The organism is Methylococcus capsulatus (genome assembly GCF_036864975.1).
Lineage (GTDB): Bacteria > Pseudomonadota > Gammaproteobacteria > Methylococcales > Methylococcaceae > Methylococcus.
The window spans coordinates 2,458,424-2,479,458 of the sequence record NZ_CP104311.1 but is presented as its reverse complement, the minus strand read 5'-3'; the positions used below and the strand labels follow the sequence as shown (position 1 = coordinate 2,479,458).

Below are 21,035 nucleotides of genomic sequence, written 5' to 3'. Positions count from 1 at the left end.
CATTATATTAGCCGAGTTTCACTGCAACAGGATGCGCTTTCACACGCCGATGTCCTCATTCCAGAGCGCCGGTTGGGTTGGGCTGCGATGAAATCCTTCATCAGCGCGGCACATTCCGGATCATCCAGCACCAGCAGCTCCACGCCGCGTGAGCGGCGGTACGCCTCCGGTCCCTGGAACCTCCGGTTCTCCCCGGCGACGATGCGGGGGATGCCGTAGAGCAAGGCCGTGCCGCTGCACATATCACAGGGCGATAAGGTGCTGTGGAGCCTCGCCCGGTGGTACTCCGCAGCACTCAGGCGTCCGGCGTTTTCCAGGCAATCCATCTCCGCATGCAGGATCGCGCTGCCTTTCTGCACCCGCTGGTTGTGTCCCCGGCCCACGATTTCGCCATCGATCAACAGGACCGAGCCGATCGGGATGCCGCCTTCTTCCAGCCCTTTGCGGGCTTCGGCGATGGCGGCCTGCATATAGATATCGGCGGATTCGAGCAGCCTCAGGTCGAAGGGTGACAGGTCGAAGGCCATGGCCTGTTTTTGCTCCGCCGAAACCGCCTCCGCATACAGGCGGATCATGGTGTTGGCCAAGGCGGCGTGATCTTCGCGGCTGACCTTGCCGATCACGTGCTGCTTGAGCCGCGACAGGGAGCCGAAGGGGTCCAGCATGCCATCGTGCAGATAGAACTGCCCTTCGGTGATGTAGCCGGTGTTGTCGGGCACCGGATGGGTCACGTCGTTGCCCGGCATGGTCGTCACCGCGAGTATGGTGACCGATCCGGCGCCGCTGAAATGACAGGCCTTTTCATAACGGCGCGCCAGTTGCGAGTAGAGGTCGCCGCCATAGCCACGGCTCACCGGCCCCCGTTCCAGAGCCACGCCGATCTCTTTCATGGCGTCGGCATAAGTGGTCATGTCGGTCATAAGGACCAGGACCCGCTTGCCGTGCTCGACGGCGAAGGGTTCGCCAGGGATGGAGAAAATCGGGATCTTCTGGCTCTCCACCAGGCAGTTGAACAGGTCGATCATCGGCACGTTGGTACGGATCATGCGTGCGGGCACGGTCCGCCTCAAGGGGTTCACCGACGCAACGCCGATCGGTACCTTGGGATCGAACTCCAACCGGGAGTTGCCGTCGAGAGGCTCCCCCGTCCCCGCAAACACACGGCCTAGTATGTTCGAGGAATAAGTGACTCGCATGGCGTGGCCGAGGAAATGGACCGAAGCCTGGGTGGCCCCCCTGGTTCCGGAGAAGACCTGGAGCGACACCTGTTCTTGCTCTATCCGGATTACTTGGGCCAGGGATCGAAGTGCTGGGGTATCTTCGATCACGGCGAGGTCACCCAAGCGAATCCCGACTGCACCAAGGTCCGTATGACCAATGGCGGGCACCTCGACCTTAACGATGTCGCCCACTATGGAAAGGATCTTCTTGAAACGGACCAGACTCTGAGCCATCGTCATGCCGCGCCGGGATTCCTCCCAAGATGCTAGAAGTCTGCCATGACCATTGTGTGACGGCCCGAAGGGAAATGCCCATAGGTTGTGTCTGGACTTCTCGCCATGGACCCGGTGATCTTTCTGGAGGGGAAACCAAGCTGTTCGCTACGTGACCTCCATCGAGTCGACCAAACGCAAGCCCGGCGGCAGCCCCTCGCCGAAGATGCGCTTTTCGTCCGCTGCACCCAACACTCTGATCTCGGTCACCAGCTCCAGCCACGATTCCGGTGCACGGGACGCAGCCAGTTTTTCCGCGACCCGGTCCCGCAGGGCAGCGTCGAGGTCGCGCTCGCGGTCTCCGGTCAGGCGCGCCAGCAGGGTCGCAGCGAAAGCGATGAAGCTCTGTTTCTTCCAGTCCCGCTGCAGGGCCAGCTCTACCCAGCTTTCGACGACTTCGCGGGCGACGAGGTTGTGGGCGCTGCCGTGGAACGGCGCACGCGCACCGACACGGCCCAGCGCCCACCAGAGCTCCGTCGAATCCGGCGCCTTATCCAGTCGCTGGATGAGCCATCCGCCCAGCATGGCCTTATCGCCCGATGACAAACGCTCCAGCGACGCCGCCAGCCGCAGCATGTCCTCGAAGCCGCGCTTCTTGGCCAGCGCTTCGGCATTGCCCCGCCGCGCCCGCATCGGATCGATGAAGCCGGTGACATCGGCGAACAGGCGTTGCTGTGCCTCGGCTCTCAGTCCCCCGGCGATGCGCCGCCACAATATCCACCATTCGGACCAGTTTTGCGCCTCGTTCACGAACTGCAATCCCTGCGAATACAGATTCCAAACCTGCCCCACCCGCCAGTCGTCCAGCGGCGCGCCGAAGCCGGGCCGCAGGCAATAGCCGGCCAGGCTCAGCCAGAGCCGTTCGTGATCGGCCGAGCGGCGGCGATGCGGTGCGCCTTCGAGCAGGGCCGCGTACAGTTCGCGGCACAATGCACTATCCCAGTCCTCCCGTTTGCCCAAGATCTTTTCGAGATCGTTGCGCAAGGTCTTGACGGCCTTGGGATCGAGTTGGCGTGTTTTCTTGCCGAAGATCAACCCGATGTGCTCCTGCGCTTCCGCCGTGCGCGGATGCAGACTCGCGGACGCCGTCGGCCTCGGGCCGCCCGCACGCAGCTGCAACTCGAGATCCCAGCGCTTTTCCGGATCGGCGACCGACACGCACTGCAGCTGCAGCGTACCGATCGCCGTGAGTCGCGCGGCCAGGCGCACCTCGACGTCACCCCGCTCCTGCGCCTGGAGCGCTACCGCTAGCGGCGGCAGCTCGCCGAATCCGGCCTCGTCCAATACCGCGAGGTCGCCTGGAGCGTGACCCGAGTCGACGGTGGAAGAAAACACGTGAAACCGCACAGGCCGGCCAACGCTCAGCAGGAAATTCCGCTGCTCGACGGTCCACTCTTGGCCCTCGGCGGCACCACGCGGTAGGATGCAGACGCCGCGGCGGATCTGTTCGTTGGCATCGCCGACCAGCAGATAATAGGTCCGGGGCGAGCCGCCACCGATCTTCCGCACGGCGAGCCCCCGCCGCGCCATTCCGAAGGCCACGGCGCCGAAGGCGACGGCCTGGTCGGGGCGCGGGTTCCGTAGCATCACCGGTGTCCGCCCGCACCAGGAGCCGATGACTTCCGCCATCCGCCCGGCGATCACCGGACTATGGAATGCGCCCCCGTTCAGCAACAGTGCGTCCGGCACGGCACCGCCGGCATCTTTCCGGTGGCGGGCCAGGAACGCCGCGGCATGGCGTGTGATCGCCGGATCGGACGCATAGGGCAAACCGAACTCGACCACGCCGCTGCGCCGTTCCGGCACTGCATCCGCCCCGACCCGCGGAAAGAATCCGTCGAGGACGACTTCCAACACTTCGTGGCGGCTCAGCTCGACGGAACGGGCGCTCCCGATCAGGCCGCCGCCTTTGCCAAGCAGGGTGACGGTCACCGATTCCGGTCCATGCTCCGCCAGCAGCGTTTCCTTGGCGCGCCGGCACTGTTCGGCCAGGAGGATCAGATCGGTGGCGGATAGGCTGTGCCCGGCCCCGGTCAGCCGCGGCTCCAGCCGGTGCGCCAGAGTGAGGTCGATGTTGTCCCCACCCAACATCAGATGATTGCCGACGGCGATGCGCTCGAGTTCGGGTTCCGATCCGCCGCCATCGACACGTATGAGCGTGAAATCGGTGGTGCCGCCGCCGACGTCACAGACCAGCAACAGGTTCACACCCTCCAGGGTCTCGGCCAGCCGGCCGCGGTGGGTCCACAGGAAGTCGTAGCAGGCTGCCTGCGGTTCTTCCAGCAAACGGACGTTCGCAAGGCCGGCCCGCCGTGCCGCCTCCACCGTCAAGGCGCGGCCCGCGTCGTCGAACGATGCGGGGATGGTGACGATGACATCCTGCGTTTCTAGCGGATGCGCCGGGAAACGGTGGTTCCAGGCATACCGCACGTGCCTGAGGAAACTTGCCGATGCCTCGACTGGCGACACCTTGGGCACGTCGTCCGGCGCGCCCCACGGCAGGATATCGGCCGTCCGGTCGACGCCCGGGTGGCACAGCCAGCTCTTGGCGCTGGCGACCAGCCGCCCGCGGCTGCGACTCCCGAGCTGGCGGGCCAGTTCACCGATCACCGGGCGGCAGCCCGGTGCCATTTCCTCCACCGGCCAGGGCAAGGCATTGTCGGCTTCGGCAAGTTCGCCTGCCGCCGGGTGATAACGCACCGATGGTAATAGCGGCCGCCCGACCACCTGTCCCGGCGCAACGAGCTGTTCCAGGAACAACGGTTCGATCCGCGACGGGTCACCGCCGTCGGCGTAAGCAACGACGGTATGCGTCGTGCCGAGGTCGATGCCTACGATGTAGTGTGGCGCAGCGGAAGACATGCGTGAAACCGGCCGCCGAAGCGGGACGAGGCCGGCCGCCGTCCCCATCGGTCAAGATTTATTTGTTGAAGGACCAGAAGGGCTTCCTCTCGGCCTACTCTTCCCCGCCAGCAGCCCCCTCCGGCGCCGACTCGGCAGGCGCTTCGAGGGTGCCGAGATAAGGCGCCTCGGGAACCGCCTCATCCAAGGCTTGCGCGGGTTTCTCGCCACTGCGTACCTCGAACTCGACCTTCCACCGCTCGCCACTGTCCCGCGCCACGGCTTCGAGCTGGAGCGTACCGACTTCGGTGACCCGCGCCGCCAGCCGTACCGGCACCACCTCGCCGGGTTGGTGGCCTTCGACCGGCAAGGTTATCTCGATTTCGTGCAGTTCTTCGATCTCGTCCTCGCGCCAGTCCTCCAGCCGCGTGCCGACCAGGTCCTCGCGACGCAGTGTCGAAGCGAAGAAACGGAAGCGCACCGGCTCGCCCACCACCAGCCCGAACTCCTCCGGCGGCAGCTCCGCTTCGGTGCCTTCTTCCATGCCGAACGGAGCGATGCACAGCACTTGCAGCGGGGCGGGGAAACCGGGCACCGCCGGCATGGCGCTTTCCACCCCCACATAATAGGCCGCCGCCGTGCCGCCCCGGATGCGCACCCCCTTACCCTTGCGGACATAGCCGTAATAGGCCGCGCCGCGGGCCACAGCCAGATCCAGATCGGCGCCATGCAGCAACCGTGCTTCCGGCGCTCCGTCGACCCGCAGCCAGCCATTGAGCACATCCAGCAGGCGCCGTTCCAGGGCCTCGGACTTGAACACCCCGCCGTTCAGGAGCAGCGCCGTAGGATGGATGAAGCGCGCGCCCTCGGCCAACGCGAAACCTTCCAGTTCGGCGGCCGCACTCACATGCCGGCTCAGGAACGCCGCCAGATGACAGGTGATGCGGGCATCCTTGGCGTAAGGCAGGCCAAGGGTCGTCAGGCCGGTACGGGCCTGGACCAAAGGTTTCTCCTCGATCGGCACCTGAGGGAAGAAACCCTCGACCAGGGTGCGGTTCACTTCGTCCTTGGTCAGCGCAGTGCGCAGTGTCCCGCCGACCAGCGAGGAACCGCGGCTGGGCACCACCACCGCAACCTCGGAAACCTCTGGATCGGACAGCAAGGATTCTTTGGCATCCCGGCAGCCATGCATCAGAGCCTGCACTTGCCAGGCCTCGAGCTTCCGGCCTTCGGCTTCCAGTTTCAGCTTCAAGCCATAGGCCAGCGCCAGGTCCATGTTGTCGCCACCCAGCAAAATGTGATCGCCGATGGCGATGCGGTTGAGTTCCAGGTTGCCGTCGGCCTCGGTGACCGCAATCAAAGACAGGTCGGTGGTGCCGCCGCCCACGTCGACCACCAGGATGACGTCGCCCGGCTTGACCTGCTCGCGCCAACTGCCGTCGCTGGCCTGAATCCAACTGTACAACGCCGACTGCGGCTCTTCCAGCAAGATCGCCTGGCGTAGTCCTAAGGCATGGGCCGCCTCCACCGTAAGCTCGCGCGCCGCCGGGTCGAACGAGGCCGGCACGGTGATGGTCAGGTCCTGTTCGCTCAGGGGATATTCGGGATGACGGGCGTTCCAGGCATCGCGCATGTGGCGCAGATAAGCGATCGAAGCCTGCAGAGGTGAAACCCGTTTGACCTCTTCCGGCGCCTGCACTGGCAGGATCGGCGCGCGACAGTCCACCCCGCTGTGGCACAACCAGCTCTTGGCGCTGGCGACCAGCCGGATCGGGGTCTTGGAACCGAGCTGGCGGGCCAGCTCACCAGTGATGGCTTCGGGGTGCTCATCCCAAGGGAGGACGATATCGCCCGGCGCCAGTTCGGCGTCATGGGCCTGATACATGAACGATGGTAACTGCTTCCGGTCACCGATCGTCCCCGGTGCGGTGAGCTGGGGGATTTCGAGGATTTCCAGCGGCGCTTTTTCACCGTCGCAGCCGCTCAAGTCCACATAGGCCACCACACTGTTGGTGGTGCCGAGGTCGATACCGACCGAATAGCGGGTCTCACTCACAGTTCCACCTCGGCCTGGGCGAGAATGCGGATGTCATGGCCCTCCGCGACCTTGGGCAGGCGGATGTTTTCCACCTTCCAGCCCCGGTGAACCAGTGTGCCGGTAAACGGCGGCTCGCCCACGACGTTGCCGGCCAACCGCACGCTGGCGGCGTCGAAGCCCTTGGGCAGTGTCAGACGGCTGCCTTCGGTCTCGTTGCGCACCGGCGCCAGATCGAAGACCTGGCCGATCACCTTGCGGCAACCTTCGTGCACTACTCGTGCCGCCGCGCCGATTTCCGCGTCGGAGTAGTGGGCGATGTTTTCCTGCACGAAGTCGATGAAGCGCGCCTCCTTCTGCAACAAAGCCAGGAGCTGCAGCGCCGCGTCGGGCGTCGTTTCCTTCAGCACCACGGTTTCTTTCTTCACGACCGGCTCCGGCGCTTTCACGGCTCCGGGTGTCGGAGCAGCCGGCGCCGGCGTGGGATAAAAGGTCACGGCAGGCTCGGGTTTGCGACGCAACAGAGCGATCACCACCACCGACAGCAGGATGATTTGCACCAGCAGCAAGACCACCACGATGGCGGCCAGGCCGGCATGCACCGCGTCCAGCTTCGCGGGAATCAGATTCAGATCGATTTCCATGGGTTTCCCTTCTGAGGGGTAAGGATGGGGGGAGGGGGTATCGGCCGTCGCCGAGAGCTCCGGCGCCGGCTCCGCCGCCGCGCGTGCGGCCTGAGCCGACATCAGCAGCCGGACGAGATCCCGGGCACCACGCGTGCGGTATGAACGCATATAGCGCTCACTGATCGAATCGGGCACTTGCTCGGCATCGAACGCAGCCTTCATTGGAGTCAGCCGGTTTTCGCAAGCATGTAAAATCCGGTCGGTCTGAAGGCGGGAATCGACGTCTTCGCCGACATGGGCCCGGAATGCTTCGTTCAGGCAGTCCTGGTATGCCTTGGCCGCCTCGTGCACCTTGGCCAAGGTCGCCTCGGACAGCGTCGAGGGCTGCCACTCGCCCTCCGCGTGGAGAAAGGCTGGTGCACCCAGCGCCACCAGAAGCACGGCGCCTGCCACGCATCGGCTATACGAATGTTCTGTTCTCAATGCTCTTCTATCATCGGCAACGGCGGGGGGCGATTTTACGCCATGTTGATGCTCTTCTCATGCCCTGGGCCGATATAAGGCTGCCGCGCCGGCATTACAAGCGTACCGGCGGAACCGTCGGCGATTCAACGAACAGGCCGTTTCCTCTCTGGGAGCTTGTTTTGGAGCCGGTGTCGGTTAGGCTTCAAGGCATCCTGCCTGGCGAACCCCAACCAATGAAACTCTACATGACTCCCGGCTCCTGTTCGACCGGCATCCACGTCCTGCTGGAAGAACTGGACATCCCCTTCGAGGCCTACATCGTGAACCTCCCGGCGGGCGACCACCGCAAGCGGGAGTACCTCGCAATCAATCCCAAGTCCACTATACCGACGTTGGTGCGTGACGACGGATCGGCGCTGACCGAGTTCCAGGCCATCGCCTATTGGCTGGCGCGTGCCTACCCCAAAGCCAAGCTTCTGCCGGAAGACCCCGACGGCGCGGCCCAAGTGATCGAAATGCTGGCCTACGTGGTCGGCACCCTGCACGGGCACGGCTTCGCCCGGATATTCACCACCGAGAGCTTCACCTCCAACGAAGCCGAGCGCGAGGCTGTACGGGCGCGCGGCCGGGAGATCGTGGAACGGGGATTCGAGATCGTGAATGAAGCCCTGGCGGGGAAAGACTACGTGGCCGGCACCTTCTCGATCGCCGATGCCGCGCTGTTCTATGTCGAATTCTGGGCCGACAGGCTGAGGTTCGACCTGCCCGAGCACTGCCTGGCGCACTACCGGCGAATGCTCCAGCGCCCGGCAGTGCAGCGGGTGCTGCAGGAAGAGGGCTACCGCTGAAGCGGCACTGCCCCGTCGCCGCCGATAGAGAGGACCGGAGCCGTCTTCGTCTGTCTTTCCAAGCCCCAGGCCACATGCTCGCGCACCAGCGGAGATGCATCGTCGAGCCGTCGCCGCAAGGCTTCGGCGAAGTCTGGATGGGGCGGTGCATTGCCGATGGCCACCGCCAGGTTGCGCAACCAGCATTCATGGCCGATGCGACGAATGGCCGAGCCTTCCGTGCGGCGGAGGAATTCGGCCTCGTCCCAGGCGAAGAACTCCAGCAGCAAGGCACGGTCGATTCCCCGCCGCGGCAGAAAGTCGGCTTCCCCCGTCATCCGGGCGAAGCGGTTCCACGGACAGACCATCTGGCAATCATCGCAGCCGTAGATGCGGTTACCTATGCCGGGGCGCAGCGCCTCCGGAATCGATCCTTTGAGTTCGATGGTCAGATACGAGACGCAGCGGCGGGCGTCGAGCCGGTAAGGAGCAACGATGGCCTGGGTCGGACAGACGTCGATGCAGGCCCGGCATTGACCGCAGTGATTGGTGACCGGCCGGTCCGGAGGCAGCGGCAGGTCTGTGTAGATTTCGCCGAGGAAAAACCAGGAGCCGGCCTCGCGGTTGATGAGATTGGTATGCTTGCCGATCCAGCCGAGTCCGGCATTCTCCGCCAGTGCTTTCTCCAACACCGGCGCGCTGTCGGTATAGACCCGGTAGCCGAACGGCCCGGCATGCCGGGTGATGGTAGCTGCCAGTCTCTGCAGGCGGCGGCGCATCAGCTTGTGATAATCCCGTCCCAAGGCATAGCGCGAGACATAAGCAGCGGCCGGGTCGGCCAGTGTCTCTTTCATGTTCTGCATGGGTTCGGGCAGATAGTCCATCCGCACGCTGATGACCGACAGCGTGCCGGGCTCCAACTCGGCCGGACGGCTGCGCTTCAAGCCGTGCCGGGCCATGTAGTCCATTTCGCCGTGAAACCCTGCCGCCAGCCATTCGAGCAACCGGGCTTCGTGGCCACCCAGGTCGATGCCTGCGAAGCCGATCTGCTGAAAGCCCTGCGCTCTGCCCCATTCGCGGATACGCTCCTTCAGCGCCACGAAGTCGGGGGTTGCAATGGCGGCAGGGAGCACTCAAGAATCCTTGGCGTGGCGACGGGAGTCGGCCAGAATAGCGCTTTTTTCAGCATTCCGCACAGCGCGCTTTCGCCCAGCCGATGCCTCCCGATTCGAACGACAGCCTGCCCACCGCACTTTTCACCGCCGCCCAGGTGCGGGCCATGGACCGCCATGCCATCGACAGGCTAGGGATTCCGGGACTGGAACTGATGCACCGAGCCGGCGCCGCGGCCTTCGAGGCACTGCGCCGGCGCTGGCCGGAGGCGAAGACTTTGTCGGTAGTATGCGGTCCCGGCAACAATGGCGGCGACGGCTATGTGATCGCTCGGCTGGCGCTGGCAGCGGGCTTCGACGTCCGCGCCTATCCTGTCGGCCCGGTCGAGCGACTGCGGGGAGATGCCGCAGCCGCGTTCGCGGAGTACCGGAACGCTGATGGACCGCTGCTGAACTTCATTCCACCCGGCTTCGAAGGCGCCGAGATCCTGGTCGACGCCCTGCTCGGCACCGGCCTGGACCGGGACGTGGCCGACGAATACGCTGCCGTCATCGACGCTGTCAACGATTTTCCCGGTACAGTGGTGGCCGTGGACATCCCCTCCGGACTCAACGCCGACACCGGGGCAGTGATGGGAAACGCGGTCTGTGCGGACCTGACGGTCAGCTTCATCGGCCTCAAACAGGGCCTGTTCACCGGCGCCGGCCCGGCGCACTGCGGCGAGATCGTCTTCGACGATCTGGACACGCCGCCGGAAATCCGTCTGGGACAAGCGCCTTCCTCACGCTTGCTGCGGAGCAATGACTTCGCCCTCCCGCCCCGGCGCCGGGATGCCCATAAAGGCCACTACGGGCATGTATTGGTGATCGGCGGAGAACGCGGTTACAGCGGCGCGGCACGGATGGCGGGCGAAGCGGCGGCACGGACCGGCTCGGGTCTGGTCAGCATCGCTACCCGGGCGTCTCACTCGCCCCTGCTGAACCTGGGCCGGCCGGAGCTGATGGTGCACGGCATCGAATCCGGCCGAGAGCTCGAGCCGCTGCTGCAGCGAGCATCGGTGCTGGCACTCGGTCCCGGCCTCGGGCAGAGCGAATGGGCGAAGGCGCTGTTCGACGCCGCGATCGCCTGCGGCAAACCGCTGGTGGTCGACGCCGACGCGCTGAATCTGCTGGCGGAGCACCCGCTCCAGTGCGACCGCTGGGTACTGACGCCGCATCCCGGCGAAGCCGCCCGCCTGCTCGGGCTTTCCGGCGCCGACATCCAGCGCGACCGCTTCGCCGCCGCGTCCGCCTTGCAGCGGCGCTACGGCGGCATCGCCGTGCTCAAGGGCGCCGGGACGCTGATCGCGGGACCGGATGGCGTCCCGCACGTGGCCCGCTGGGGCAATCCCGGCATGGCCAGCGGCGGCATGGGCGATGTGCTCACCGGGGTGATCGCGGGGCTTCTGGCGCAGCACGTGCCGCCCTTCGAAGCCGCCTGTCTGGGGGTACGGCTGCACGGCCAGGCCGGAGACCTGGCCGCCGCAGCCGGAGAGCGGGGTCTTCTTGCCGGCGACGTGATCGAGGCTTTGCGCACCTGCGTCAACCGATGATGCTATACCTTCCCGACGAGGAGGCGACGCTGGCCTTCGCCGCCCGCCTGCAGACGGCTCTGCCGCCCGGATATGTCGTGTTCCTCCACGGCAATCTGGGTGCCGGCAAGACCACCCTGGTGCGCGGCTATCTGCGCGCCTCCGGCTACCAGGGCACGGTGAAGAGCCCCACTTACACCCTGGTCGAGGAATACCCTCTGGGCGACCGCACCGTCTACCATTTCGACCTGTACCGCCTGAACGACCCGGAAGAACTCGAATGGATGGGCATCCGCGATTATTTCCGGCCGGACAGCCTGTGCTTCGTGGAATGGCCCGAAAAGGGCGAAGGCCTCCTGCCCTCGCCCGACCTGGAGGTATACCTGGAGCAGGAGAACACGGGAAGGCGGCTCCGAATCAGCCCGAATCCGTTCTGATCTCATCCGCTCCCTGCGCGTGATTAAAACCGCACCGCCGGGCCCTGCCGGAAACCCACGCATCCAGGCTGTATCGCCCGGCGCCGCCGAACAACAGCGGCAGGAGCATGGCGAGATACATCAGCGGCAGTTTGAAGTTGCCATGACCTTCATCGGTGATCGCATACCCTTGGGCCAAGTCCGAGAGGCTGGCCCAGTCTGAAGGCCAATGGACCGCGGCGATGGCGACGACGGTGAGGACGGCCAGGGCGAGGCTGAACAGCCGCGTCGCCACCCCCAGCGCCAAAGCGATGGCGCCGAGCAGTTCGAAACCGGTCGCCAGCCACCAGTTGACAGATGGCGGGAACAGATTGAAGGGAAATGGAAAGCTGAGATCGGCGAACCAGTTTTCCCCGTAAAGCTTCATCAACCCGGCCTCCCAGAACTCCCACGCGAGAAGCAGCCGGAGCAACAGCGGCGGCGCCCCCGAGGCTTGCGATTCCAGCCATCCCGACAACCACCGCAGCCTCGACGGCCCCAGAGGTTTCCGGTCTTCGCGCGATGCATCCGGGCGGCAAATTTCGAAGGATTCGTTCATGGCTGACCCCATTGGCATTGAACAAAAGGAGCGCGACGGGTACCCAGGATGGCCCCTTGCTCCCGCAATCGGACCAGAATGTCCATGCCGAACGCCATGAAGGCTTCCGGGTCGAGGAATTTCCAATCCGATGCCAGTTTCCGCAGCACAGTCCTACCGGACGAAGCGCCCGTCATCAGGCGCTCGACCAGTGCCGCCGCGGGCTCGTTGAGTTCGATGAAACGTACGGTGTAGGCCCGATCGCGGAAACCGAGCAGAGTTGCCGGCTCCTTCGATCCGCTGGGCCAAACCGGAGCTTCTGCAACGATCCGGTGGACCGGATAGGCGTAGCGCAGCAGCGCCATGGCAGGAGCGAATACAGGGAAGCCGTCCAGCAGGCTGCCATTCCCATCCAGCGGTTCGTCGGGAAGCCGATCTTTAGCGATGGCGAGATGGAGCTCCATCCATTCGAAATGAGCCAGCTCCGCCAGAAACGCCGGCTCCGGGGTCTCGTTCCATTCGTCCCGGAGGTAGGCCAGGAACTCGTCCGGAATCTGGCGGTACAGAGGCGAGAGGCAGTGATGCCCGGCGATGAACCTGCGGACCAGATCCTCCCAGCGCCGCGTTCCCAGCAGGGCGCGCGTGACGGGAAAGCAGCTCGCCAAGCTGTCTTCGATCTTGTTCCGCACCAGTTCCACGTAGATCCCGACACGCTCCACCGATACGCCGGCGGGCGGCGGGAAACGGGATGGGTCGCGAAGATGCCGGACGAATTCGCGCTGGTAGTCCTGAAAGACGAACAGGGACGTCTTCCCGGGAATCTGCCGTAGCCCGCTCATAGTCCACCCCCGCCGCTTGCCGCGCGTTTAGGCTGTTCTGAGCAACAGGCTCGCTGCAGCCCGACGATGCGGGAGACCTTGGCGAGCAGATTGCCCAGCGCCGGGAGGTTGAAATCCCGCTCGAGCGCGGTCGGAAAGATCCCGAATGTCTCATAAGCCGTCGCAAGCAGTTCCCATACGGGATCGGCGACGGGCCGTCCGTGCGTGTCGATGATCAGATCCGGCCCATCCCAGTCGTGGCCCGCGACGTGCAGGTAAACGATGCGATCGCCCGGTAAGCCGAGCAGGAACTCCCGGGGATCGTAGCCGTGATTGAAGCCGTTGACGTAGAGGTTGTTCACATCGAGGTGCAGGTCGCAGTCCGCCTCTTCCAGCACCGCCTTGAGGAAAGACAGTTCGTCCATCTCCGAAATCGGCGCCTGGACGTAGTAAGAGGCGTTCTCGACGGCGATGCGCCTTTCCAGGACGTCCTGGGTGCGGCGAATCCGCGCCGCCACGTAATGAACCGCCTCTTCCGTAAACGGGATAGGCAACAGATCGTAGAGATGAGCTCCGTCGCTGCAATAGGCCAGATGCTCGGTGTACAGGGCGATCCGGTGGGCATCCAGAAACGCCTTGATCCGCCTCACGAATCCCTCGTCCAGAGGCGCGGGGCCACCCAGGGACAGCGACAGGCCATGGGCCACGAAGGGGAAACGCTCGGTAAACCAGCGCAGCTCCCCGGCCGACCGGCCGCCGACGTCGATCCAGTTTTCCGGCGAAATCTCGAAGAAATCGATGGCGGATGATCCAGCGGCCCGCAGGGGGAGCATCAGCTCCCGCCTGAGGCCGAGGCCCGCCCCATAGACGCATGGGGTATCCATGGCAGGCCCAGTGCCGGATTATTGACGGGGTTGAGCGGCTTCTTCCTTCTTCGCGCTGCCGCTGCAGCCGCCTTCCTTCATTTTACTGGCGCCGCAGTTGCCCTCTTTGGCTTTGCTTGCGGTGTCGACACCGGTCGCGGCTTTTTTCCCGGCGCCGCATTTCCCTTCCCCGCACTTTCCGTCCTTCATTTTTTCGCCGCTCTCGGCCATCTGCGTGGGAGTCGAAAGGACTTTCATGGCAAAGGGATTTTCCACCGCATCCGCGGCAGGGGCGAGGATCAAAGTGGTCGCGATGGCACCGCCAAGGCTCAGGGACAAGGATTTCTGATTCATGTGTCACTCCAAAAGTTGTAAGGAACGTCGAATGGGAGCGATGCGCACATGAACCGAAAAAGATCATGTCATTGGCGCACCGCCTTTCTGATGCGTTCCCGCGCCTCGGCACCCAGTTCGACCCGGTCCGAGTGGAGCATTTCCTCATCCAGCTTGCGGGCCGCCTGCCTCAGGAACAGGAGCTGCTTCTCGATGTTCGGGCAGGCCTTGCAAAACCAGATATGGAGGCGAATCTCCACCCGCTTTCGGAGCGGCAGCGACTGGTCCATGGAGAGCGACAGCAGGCGGCTGACGTCTTTACAGCTCAGCATCAGCCTGCCTCCCGGTCGTTCTCGAACCATCTATATTCCAGGCACTGCCTCAAACTCAGGCGGGCGCGGTACAGCATCACCCATACGTTGGTCGCGCTCACCTCGAGTTCCTTACAAATTTCTTCATTGCTCATGTCATGAATTTCCTTCAGGACGAACAGATGGGCCAGCCTGGGCGGCAGCCGCTGGATGCATCTCCGCAGCACTTCGAAAAACTGGCTCTGTTCCAGAGCGCTGTACGGATTGCCCCAATGCGCCGGCTGGCGGTCCCAGTGTCCGTCCGGAGCAAACAGTTCGTCCATGCCGAAGTCCTCGCCCGGATAGGCGGAAGGATCGTCGTCCAAAGACCGTTCACGCCAGGAGCGGCGCAAGTAGTCGACGACCTTGTGCTTGAGGATACCGGTCAGCCAAGTCCTTTCGCTGGACAATCCGGAACAACGATGCTGCGCCGACATTGCCGCTAGCAGGGTTTCCTGCACCATGTCTTCGGCCGTGCTTTCGTCGCGGACGCGTAACAGGGCAAACCGAAACAGATAGTCGCCGTGCTCGTCCAGCCAGCGTTCCGGAGCGGCCGGTTCCGGCGATTCGGGATTTGCCACTTGCCTGCTCCTCGCTGTTCGTAGCGGGTTTATTCGCTCAGCCGCCTGGTCTGCTCGACCGGCGTCACCCAAACGATGCCGTCGCCCAGCCGGCCTGAATGGGTATTCTCGTAGATGATCCGGACAATCTCCTCGACCTGAGCTTCTTCGGCGAGGATCTCGATCCTGACCTTGTGCGAGAAATCGGTCAGTTCGCAGCGCAGGCTGTCGTGCACTTCCTCACCTTCGTGGGAACTGCAACCCTCCACCCGCCAGACGCTCATGCCGGGGAAACCAGCCATGCGCCGGAAAGCGTTGCGCAGGGATCTCAAGCGGTAGGGCTGGATGACAGCCTTGATCTCTTTCACATCATCACCCGAAGGTTATTCATCTTATAGTTCGCGCTCAGGCCTCGATCCGCTTTTCCTCGAACCAGCGATAAACGGTAGGTAAAACCAGCAGGGTCAATGCAGTCGAAAATACCAGTCCGCTGATCACCACGATCGCCAGCGGCCGCTGGATTTCCGAACCCGGACCGGTCCCGAACAGCATGGGGATCAGGCCGAGCAACGCGGCCGACGCGGTCATCAGGACCGGCCGCAAGCGCTGCATGCAGGCCTGCACGCACGCATCGTACTGGCTGTAGCCATTCTTGCGCAGGTCGATGATGCAGGAAACCAGCACCACGCCGTTCAGCACCGCGACGCCGAACAGGGCGATGAACCCCACCGAGGCCGGCACCGACAGGTATTCGCCGGTCGCGAACAGGCCGAAAATCCCTCCGATGCAGGAAAACGGCAGTTCCAGCAGGATCAGCGCAGCGTACCGCAGCGAGCTGAACAGTACGAACAGCAGGAAGAAGATCATGGCGATGGTGATCGGCACGGTGATGCCGAGCCGGGCCATGGCCCGCTGCATGTTCTCGAACTGTCCGCCCCAGTCCAGCGAATAACCTTCCGGCAGGTCGACCATTCGGGCTATCTTTTCCCGGGCTTCGGCGACGTAGCCGCCAACGTCGCGGTCCTCCAGATTGGCACCGATCACGATGCGGCGCCGGCCCGTCTCGCGGCTGATCTGGGCCGGACCGTCCTGGAGCCGGATATGGGCCACGTCGTCCAGCGGCACCACCGCGCCGTTCGGAGACAGCAGGGCGATCGTATGGATACGCTCGACGCTGTTACGGAAACCCTCCGGATAGCGCACCACGGCGTCGAACCGGCGCTGGCCTTCGTAGATTTCGGTAGCCTTTTTGCCGCCCACGGCGGTCTCAATGATGTCATGGATGTCCGCGGCATTGATGCCGTGGCGGGCGATGGCAGCGCGGTCCACCTCGATGGTGAGATACTGCTGGCCGGTCACGCGCTCCACCCGTAAGTCCCGGGTACCCTTGATGTCCCTGAGAATCCTGGCGATTTCGTCGCCCTTTTCCTTCAGTACCAACAGATCGTCTCCGAATAGCTTGATGGCAACCTGGGAGCGGACGCCCGATACCATTTCGTCGAGCCGATCGGCGATGGGCTGACTCATCACCAGCTGAATACCCGGCAGCACATCGAGCTTGCGGCGGATTTCCTCCTCGATGCGAGCCTTGTTCCAGCCGTCCGGCATGTCGCGGTTCGGCATCAGCGTCACCACCGGATCGGCCTCGTTCGGTCCGCCCGGGTCGGCCGGACTCTCGCCCCGGCCCAGCTTGGATACCGCCATCTTGACGCCCGGCACTTCCATGACCCGCTTCATCGCCTCCATTTCCATGCGCAGCGATTCATCGAAGGCGATACTGGGCACGCGGGTGATGCCGGGCGTGATCGTCCCTTCGTCGAGCGTCGGGATGAACGAAGTGCCGAGAAAGGGAAACACTGCCAGCGCCGTGGCCAGCAATATCCCCATCATGACGCTGACCAGGACCCCGCGCGGCATCAGCCAGTGCAAAAGCCTGGCGTAGGGACGCTTGATCCGGGTGATGATCCGGCTCTCGGCATGCGCCTGCGGCTTGAGCAGATAGGACGAGAGCACCGGCACCAGCACCATCCCCAACACCAGCGAAATAGCCAGAGCTATGGCGATGGTCAGAGCCAGGGGAGCGAACAGCTTGCCCTCCATACCCTCCAGCATGAGAAGGGGCAGGAACACCAGCACGATGATGCCGACGCCGAAGATTACGGGGATGCCGACTTCCAGAGTCGCCTCGAACACGATGCGGACCCGGCTTTCGCCGGTGTCGCGGCGCTCGCTCAACTGACTCACCGCATTCTCCACCACCACCACCGAGCCGTCGACCATCATACCGATGGCGATGGCGAGGCCGCTGAGCGTCATCAGGTTGGCCGAGATGCCGTAATGGTTCATGACCAGGAAAGTCAGGAGAGGCGTCAAGACCAGGGTGGAAACCACGATCAGGCTGGAACGGATTTCGCCCATGAACAGGAACAGCACCCCGATCACCAGCAAGACGCCTTCGGTCAGCGCCTTGGTAACGGTGTTCAAAGCCGCATCGACCAGATCGGTCCGGTCGTAGAACGGCACGATCTTGAGCCCGCCTGGCAGCATGCCCTTGTCGTTGATCTCCTTGACCCGCGCCTTGACCCGAGCCACGATTTCCTTGGCGTTGCCGCCCCGCACCATCATCACCACCCCGGCCACCGACTCGGTGTAGCCGTTCTTGACGATGGCGCCGGTTCGCACCTCGTGCCCGAACCGGACTTCCGCCACGTCACCCACATGCACCGGCACCCCGCTGATCTCCTTGAGCACGATGCTGCGGATGTCTTCCAGGCTCGAAATCAAAGCCACGCCGCGGATCAGGTACTGCTGGGCGAAATGGGGAAGAATGCCGCCGCCGCTGTTGGCGTTGTTCCGGGCCAGGGACTCATAGACCTCGCGCAGACCGATCTGGTAGTGGCGCAGCCGGTCCGGGTTGGCCAACACCTGGTATTGCTTGACGAAGCCGCCCTGGGAATTGATCTCGGCGACACCGGGAATAGTCCGGAGTAAGGGCCGCACCACCCAGTCCTGCACCGTGCGGCGCTCCAGCAGCTCCTCGTAGGTCAGCGTGCGCCGGCCGTCGTCCGGACGCTCCAGTGTGTACTGGTAGACCTCGCCCAGCGCCGTCGACACCGGCCCCAGCACCGGCGTGACACCCTCCGGCATGCGCGAAGCCACTTCGATCAGCCGTTCCATCACCAGTTGGCGGGCGAAGTAGACGTCGGTGGCATCGGTGAACACCAGGGTCACGATGGACAGGCCGTTTTTGTTCAGCGAGCGCAACTCGGCGAGGTTGGGCAGGCCGGTCATGGCGACCTCGATCGGCGCCGTGATGAAGCGCTCGACCTCCTCCGGCGAGCGGCCGGGGGCTTCGGCGGCAATCTGCACCTGGACATTGGTGACGTCCGGAAAGGCGTCGACCGACAGCTTGCGCGCCGCATCCAGACCGAAGCCTAAAAGAGCCAGCGCCACGACCAGCACGATCAGTCGCTGTTTGAGCGCGGCCCGCAACAGAGCCTCGATCACGGATTACTGCTCCAGCTCCCGGCGGAGGCGTTCGTTGTTGAGATGGAATGAACCTTCGGTCACCACCTCATCGCCGGCCGAGAGACCCGACAGCGCTGGCCGCTGGCCGCCGACCTCCTTGCCCAATTTCACCGGTACCAGGCGAAACCGGTCCGCTCCCGCCGGCGCGAATACCGCTTCCTGATCACCATCCCGGACCACGGCTTCCGCCGGCACCATAGGCAAGCGGCTCACCTTGCCCGAAATCAACATGGTCGCCAACATCTCCGGTTTGAGCGAGCCGTCCGGATTGGCGACCTCCATGCGCACCGTGACGGTGCGTGTCTCGGGATCGACGGTCGGAGCGATGTAGACTAGATGGCCTTTGACCCGCCGGTCCGACAGCGCCGGGATTTCCGCCTCCACCTGCTGTCCGAGCCGTGCCCACTCGGCCTGCTGTTCGGGCACTTCCGCTACAATCCAGAGCTGGGACAGATCGGCGACCACGAAGAGGACGTCCGCCGGCTGGACCACCAGGCCCTGGCTGACGTGACGCTCCATCACGATGCCGTCGATGGAGGAGACGACCGGCACCAGCGGCTGGATCACCCGGGTCTTTTCCAGCAATGCGAGAGACTCGCTCGACATGCCGAGTACCTGCAACTGATCGGCCATGGCGTTGTACTCGGTCTCCGCCTGCGACAGCTCGCTGGCGCGGCGCTGGAATTCCAGCTCACTGATCACGCCGGATTCGTAGAGCTTGCGCGCCCGCTCGACGATCACGCTGTGCAACTGTTTCTGGGCAAGCGCCTTCAGGAAGGCCCGCTGGGTATCGGAAAACTCGGTGCTGTTCAACACTGCGAGCTTCTGCCCCCGCTTCACCCGCTGGCCCACGGAGGCATCGATATGGGTAATGCGTCCGGTCACCGTCGCACCGATACGGGCCAGGCGTCTAAATTCTTCGATGCCAACCCGCCCCGGCACCCGCAATGGCTCGTGCAGTTCACCTTCGGACACCACGGCGATACGCAACTGCTTCATCAGATCCGGAGGAACCGTCACCACCGCTCCATCCGGTTCCGTGGCTTCCTGCGGAGCCGCCGTGGCCGCGATGTCTGCCTGCACCCGTTCGGAACGTTCCGGTTCGGGCTCGCCTTGACAGGCCCACAGAAAAACCGCGGTCCCGGCCAGCTGCGCCACGCGCATCCCCCCGACCGACGCAAATCTCATATCGCCAACTCCTAAAAACCCTGGACAAATTGAATTGCAGCCAGCGTGCCACAACCCATTATATCCGTGTCGGCGACGGCGTCCCGTTTGCGGGTCCTGGCAATGGCCAGGCGATGCGATCTTGAATCCCGCGCTTCGTCCCGAACGAGGCCCGTTATTGCAGAAGCCCCGGCACGCGGAGTATCGTTACTGCGCCCGTTCCGACGCCTTCCACCCATGCGACATCCTTTTTCGGCTGCATTCCTGTTCGCCCTCATCGCGCTGCTGTCGCCGGCCGGATCGGCGGACCCGGCGGCAAAGGCCACGGTGAGTCTGAAATCCGGGGCAAACGTAACGCGCTTGCTGCTCACTGTGCCCAAAGGATCCAGCTTAAAACCACAGGCTGGGCGGGCAGATCAACTGATCGTTGCGATGGAGGGTGTTGATGCGCTGCCGGGACTGCCCAACCCGGCGGGAGACCGTTATATCGCCGCCCTGCATACCCGCAGCAAGGCCAAGGGCAGAATCGATCTGATCGTGGAACTGCGGCCCGCCGCAGAGTACCGGACGCTGCTGTCGGTGACCGACTCGGGGAATCCCAGCCTGACCGTGGACGTGACAGCAGGCGGGGCAATGACATCCCGGCCGCCACCGACCCCAGTGGCCAAAGCATCAGACGGACCTCATCGCAAACGCTTCGTGGTCGCCCTGGACGCTGGACACGGAGGAAAAGACACGGGAGCGCTGGGGGCCGGAGGCAGCCAGGAAAAAGACATCGTTCTGGCCATCGCCCGAAAGTTGGAAGCCCTGTTGCAAGCCGAACCCGGCATCCGTCCCGTCATGATCCGTCGGAACGACGAGTTCATCGACCTGCGGCAGCGCATGGAACGCGCCCGCAAAGAACACGCCGATCTGTTCATCTCACTGCATGCCGATGCCTATAACGATCCGCATGCCAGAGGTGCCTCGGTATTCACGCTTTCCGAGCACGGCGCCACCAGTGAAGCCGCCCGCCGCCTGGCCGACCGTGAAAATGCCGCGGACCGGATCGGCGGAGTGGCATTGCACGACAAGGACGAAGTTCTGGCCTCGGTACTGCTGGACCTGACCCAGAATGCCACACTGGAGGCCAGCGACCGCGCCGCGGACAGCATCCTTCAGGCGCTGCGGAAAACTCACTCCATCCATCAGCCGGGCATACAGAAAGCCGGCTTCGTGGTGTTGAAGTCGCCGGACGTACCTTCGATCCTGGTGGAAACCGCCTTTATCTCGAATCCGGAGGAAGAATTGAAACTGCGTTCCTCCGCTTACCAAAACCAGATCGCTGCCGCGATCGCCGAAGGGATCCGCAACTATTTGAAACTTGCCCGGCCCGCCACCGTCGCTCCCCCCGACCGGCCGGTCCGCCAGGAAGTAGCCGTGTCGGCGACCGACAACGTGGTCAAATAACCCG

18 protein-coding genes are annotated in these 21,035 nt (G+C 64.1%); 4 read left to right on the top strand and 14 right to left on the bottom strand.

The features are described 5' to 3' along the window. Positions 1–2 precede the first annotated feature (2 nt). From N4J17_RS12200 to N4J17_RS12185, 4 genes are all read right to left on the bottom strand, one after another. A complete protein-coding gene (locus tag N4J17_RS12200; protein ID WP_232470163.1) occupies positions 3–1,460 on the bottom strand; it encodes a deaminase in 1,458 nt (485 codons plus the stop codon). 141 nt (positions 1,461–1,601) lie between these two features. Further along, on the bottom strand, positions 1,602–4,355 hold the full coding sequence (locus N4J17_RS12195; protein ID WP_198321475.1) for an Hsp70 family protein: 2,754 nt from the start codon (positions 4,353–4,355) through the stop codon (positions 1,602–1,604). A gap of 94 nt (positions 4,356–4,449) precedes the next feature. Continuing rightward, complete coding sequence (locus tag N4J17_RS12190) at positions 4,450–6,390, bottom strand: Hsp70 family protein (RefSeq protein ID WP_198321474.1); 1,941 nt, start codon at positions 6,388–6,390, stop codon at positions 4,450–4,452. After that, complete coding sequence (locus N4J17_RS12185) at positions 6,387–7,448, bottom strand: DUF2760 domain-containing protein (protein ID WP_277458286.1); 1,062 nt, start codon at positions 7,446–7,448, stop codon at positions 6,387–6,389. Before N4J17_RS12185 ends, N4J17_RS12190 begins: the two co-directional genes overlap by 4 nt. A 245-nt stretch (positions 7,449–7,693) precedes the next feature. Here N4J17_RS12185 and N4J17_RS12180 point away from each other — a divergent pair, with 245 nt between their 5' ends. Next, positions 7,694–8,308, top strand: a complete 615-nt coding sequence (locus N4J17_RS12180; RefSeq protein WP_198321473.1) for a glutathione S-transferase family protein — start codon at positions 7,694–7,696, stop codon at positions 8,306–8,308. On the opposite strand, the gene queG is transcribed toward N4J17_RS12180, so the two are convergent. Then, positions 8,299–9,420 carry a tRNA epoxyqueuosine(34) reductase QueG gene (gene queG / locus N4J17_RS12175; RefSeq protein ID WP_198321472.1) on the bottom strand — a complete coding sequence of 374 codons (1,122 nt, stop codon included), beginning with the start codon at positions 9,418–9,420 and terminating at the stop codon, positions 8,299–8,301. The two genes, N4J17_RS12180 and queG, sit on opposite strands and share 10 nt — an antisense overlap. Before the next feature lie 83 nt (positions 9,421–9,503). Between queG and N4J17_RS12170 the strand changes: the two genes are divergently transcribed. Both N4J17_RS12170 and tsaE read left to right on the top strand, forming a co-directional pair. Beyond that, the gene (locus N4J17_RS12170) at positions 9,504–10,991 is read left to right on the top strand and encodes an NAD(P)H-hydrate dehydratase (protein ID WP_198321471.1); all 1,488 of its coding nucleotides are present in this window, start codon (positions 9,504–9,506) and stop codon (positions 10,989–10,991) included. Continuing rightward, the gene (tsaE, locus tag N4J17_RS12165) at positions 10,988–11,407 is read left to right on the top strand and encodes a tRNA (adenosine(37)-N6)-threonylcarbamoyltransferase complex ATPase subunit type 1 TsaE (protein WP_198321470.1); all 420 of its coding nucleotides are present in this window, start codon (positions 10,988–10,990) and stop codon (positions 11,405–11,407) included. Before N4J17_RS12170 ends, tsaE begins: the two co-directional genes overlap by 4 nt. Here tsaE and N4J17_RS12160 read toward each other — a convergent pair. The 9 genes from N4J17_RS12160 to N4J17_RS12120 all read right to left on the bottom strand — a co-directional run bounded on the left by N4J17_RS12160 (position 11,388) and on the right by N4J17_RS12120 (position 19,603). Beyond that, entirely contained in the window at positions 11,388–11,984 is a 597-nt protein-coding gene (locus N4J17_RS12160; RefSeq protein ID WP_198321469.1) for a DoxX family protein, read from the bottom strand. The genes tsaE and N4J17_RS12160 overlap by 20 nt on opposite strands. Next, the gene (locus tag N4J17_RS12155) at positions 11,981–12,802 is read right to left on the bottom strand and encodes a DNA-binding domain-containing protein (protein ID WP_198321468.1); all 822 of its coding nucleotides are present in this window, start codon (positions 12,800–12,802) and stop codon (positions 11,981–11,983) included. Before N4J17_RS12155 ends, N4J17_RS12160 begins: the two co-directional genes overlap by 4 nt. After that, complete coding sequence (locus N4J17_RS12150; protein WP_198321467.1) at positions 12,799–13,665, bottom strand: DUF692 domain-containing protein; 867 nt, start codon at positions 13,663–13,665, stop codon at positions 12,799–12,801. Before N4J17_RS12150 ends, N4J17_RS12155 begins: the two co-directional genes overlap by 4 nt. 18 nt (positions 13,666–13,683) lie before the next feature. Beyond that, positions 13,684–13,998, bottom strand: a complete 315-nt coding sequence (locus N4J17_RS12145) for a hypothetical protein (protein WP_198321466.1) — start codon at positions 13,996–13,998, stop codon at positions 13,684–13,686. Positions 13,999–14,066: 68 nt separating this feature from the next. Next, positions 14,067–14,309, bottom strand: coding sequence for a zf-HC2 domain-containing protein (locus tag N4J17_RS12140; protein ID WP_198321465.1), 243 nt, complete (start codon positions 14,307–14,309; stop codon positions 14,067–14,069). Then, positions 14,309–14,908 (bottom strand): sigma-70 family RNA polymerase sigma factor, encoded by a 600-nt coding sequence (locus N4J17_RS12135; protein ID WP_198321464.1) that lies wholly within the window; start codon positions 14,906–14,908, stop codon positions 14,309–14,311. The genes N4J17_RS12140 and N4J17_RS12135 overlap by 1 nt, the downstream gene beginning before the upstream one ends. A gap of 29 nt (positions 14,909–14,937) precedes the next feature. After that, positions 14,938–15,255, bottom strand: coding sequence for a P-II family nitrogen regulator (locus tag N4J17_RS12130; RefSeq protein WP_198321463.1), 318 nt, complete (start codon positions 15,253–15,255; stop codon positions 14,938–14,940). A 37-nt stretch (positions 15,256–15,292) separates the two neighbouring features. Beyond that, a complete protein-coding gene (locus tag N4J17_RS12125; RefSeq protein ID WP_198321462.1) occupies positions 15,293–18,394 on the bottom strand; it encodes an efflux RND transporter permease subunit in 3,102 nt (1,033 codons plus the stop codon). 3 nt (positions 18,395–18,397) lie between these two features. Then, complete coding sequence (locus tag N4J17_RS12120) at positions 18,398–19,603, bottom strand: efflux RND transporter periplasmic adaptor subunit (RefSeq protein WP_198321461.1); 1,206 nt, start codon at positions 19,601–19,603, stop codon at positions 18,398–18,400. 216 nt (positions 19,604–19,819) lie between these two features. On the opposite strand from N4J17_RS12120, the gene N4J17_RS12115 reads away from it, so the two are divergent. Then, positions 19,820–21,031, top strand: a complete 1,212-nt coding sequence (locus N4J17_RS12115) for an N-acetylmuramoyl-L-alanine amidase family protein (RefSeq protein WP_198321460.1) — start codon at positions 19,820–19,822, stop codon at positions 21,029–21,031. The last annotated feature ends 4 nt before the right edge of the window (positions 21,032–21,035 follow it).

Coding starts and splice junctions, on each gene's coding strand:
- N4J17_RS12120 (WP_198321461.1), bottom strand. CDS start 19,603: ATGAGATTTGCGTCGGTCGGGGGGATGCGCGTGGCGCAGCTGGCCGGG.
- N4J17_RS12150 (WP_198321467.1), bottom strand. CDS start 13,665: ATGGATACCCCATGCGTCTATGGGGCGGGCCTCGGCCTCAGGCGGGAG.
- N4J17_RS12195 (WP_198321475.1), bottom strand. CDS start 4,355: ATGTCTTCCGCTGCGCCACACTACATCGTAGGCATCGACCTCGGCACG.
- N4J17_RS12170 (WP_198321471.1), top strand. CDS start 9,504: ATGCCTCCCGATTCGAACGACAGCCTGCCCACCGCACTTTTCACCGCC.
- N4J17_RS12140 (WP_198321465.1), bottom strand. CDS start 14,309: ATGCTGAGCTGTAAAGACGTCAGCCGCCTGCTGTCGCTCTCCATGGAC.
- N4J17_RS12180 (WP_198321473.1), top strand. CDS start 7,694: ATGAAACTCTACATGACTCCCGGCTCCTGTTCGACCGGCATCCACGTC.
- N4J17_RS12200 (WP_232470163.1), bottom strand. CDS start 1,460: ATGACGATGGCTCAGAGTCTGGTCCGTTTCAAGAAGATCCTTTCCATA.
- N4J17_RS12155 (WP_198321468.1), bottom strand. CDS start 12,802: ATGAGCGGGCTACGGCAGATTCCCGGGAAGACGTCCCTGTTCGTCTTT.
- tsaE (WP_198321470.1), top strand. CDS start 10,988: ATGATGCTATACCTTCCCGACGAGGAGGCGACGCTGGCCTTCGCCGCC.
- N4J17_RS12115 (WP_198321460.1), top strand. CDS start 19,820: ATGCGACATCCTTTTTCGGCTGCATTCCTGTTCGCCCTCATCGCGCTG.
- N4J17_RS12160 (WP_198321469.1), bottom strand. CDS start 11,984: ATGAACGAATCCTTCGAAATTTGCCGCCCGGATGCATCGCGCGAAGAC.
- N4J17_RS12145 (WP_198321466.1), bottom strand. CDS start 13,998: ATGAATCAGAAATCCTTGTCCCTGAGCCTTGGCGGTGCCATCGCGACC.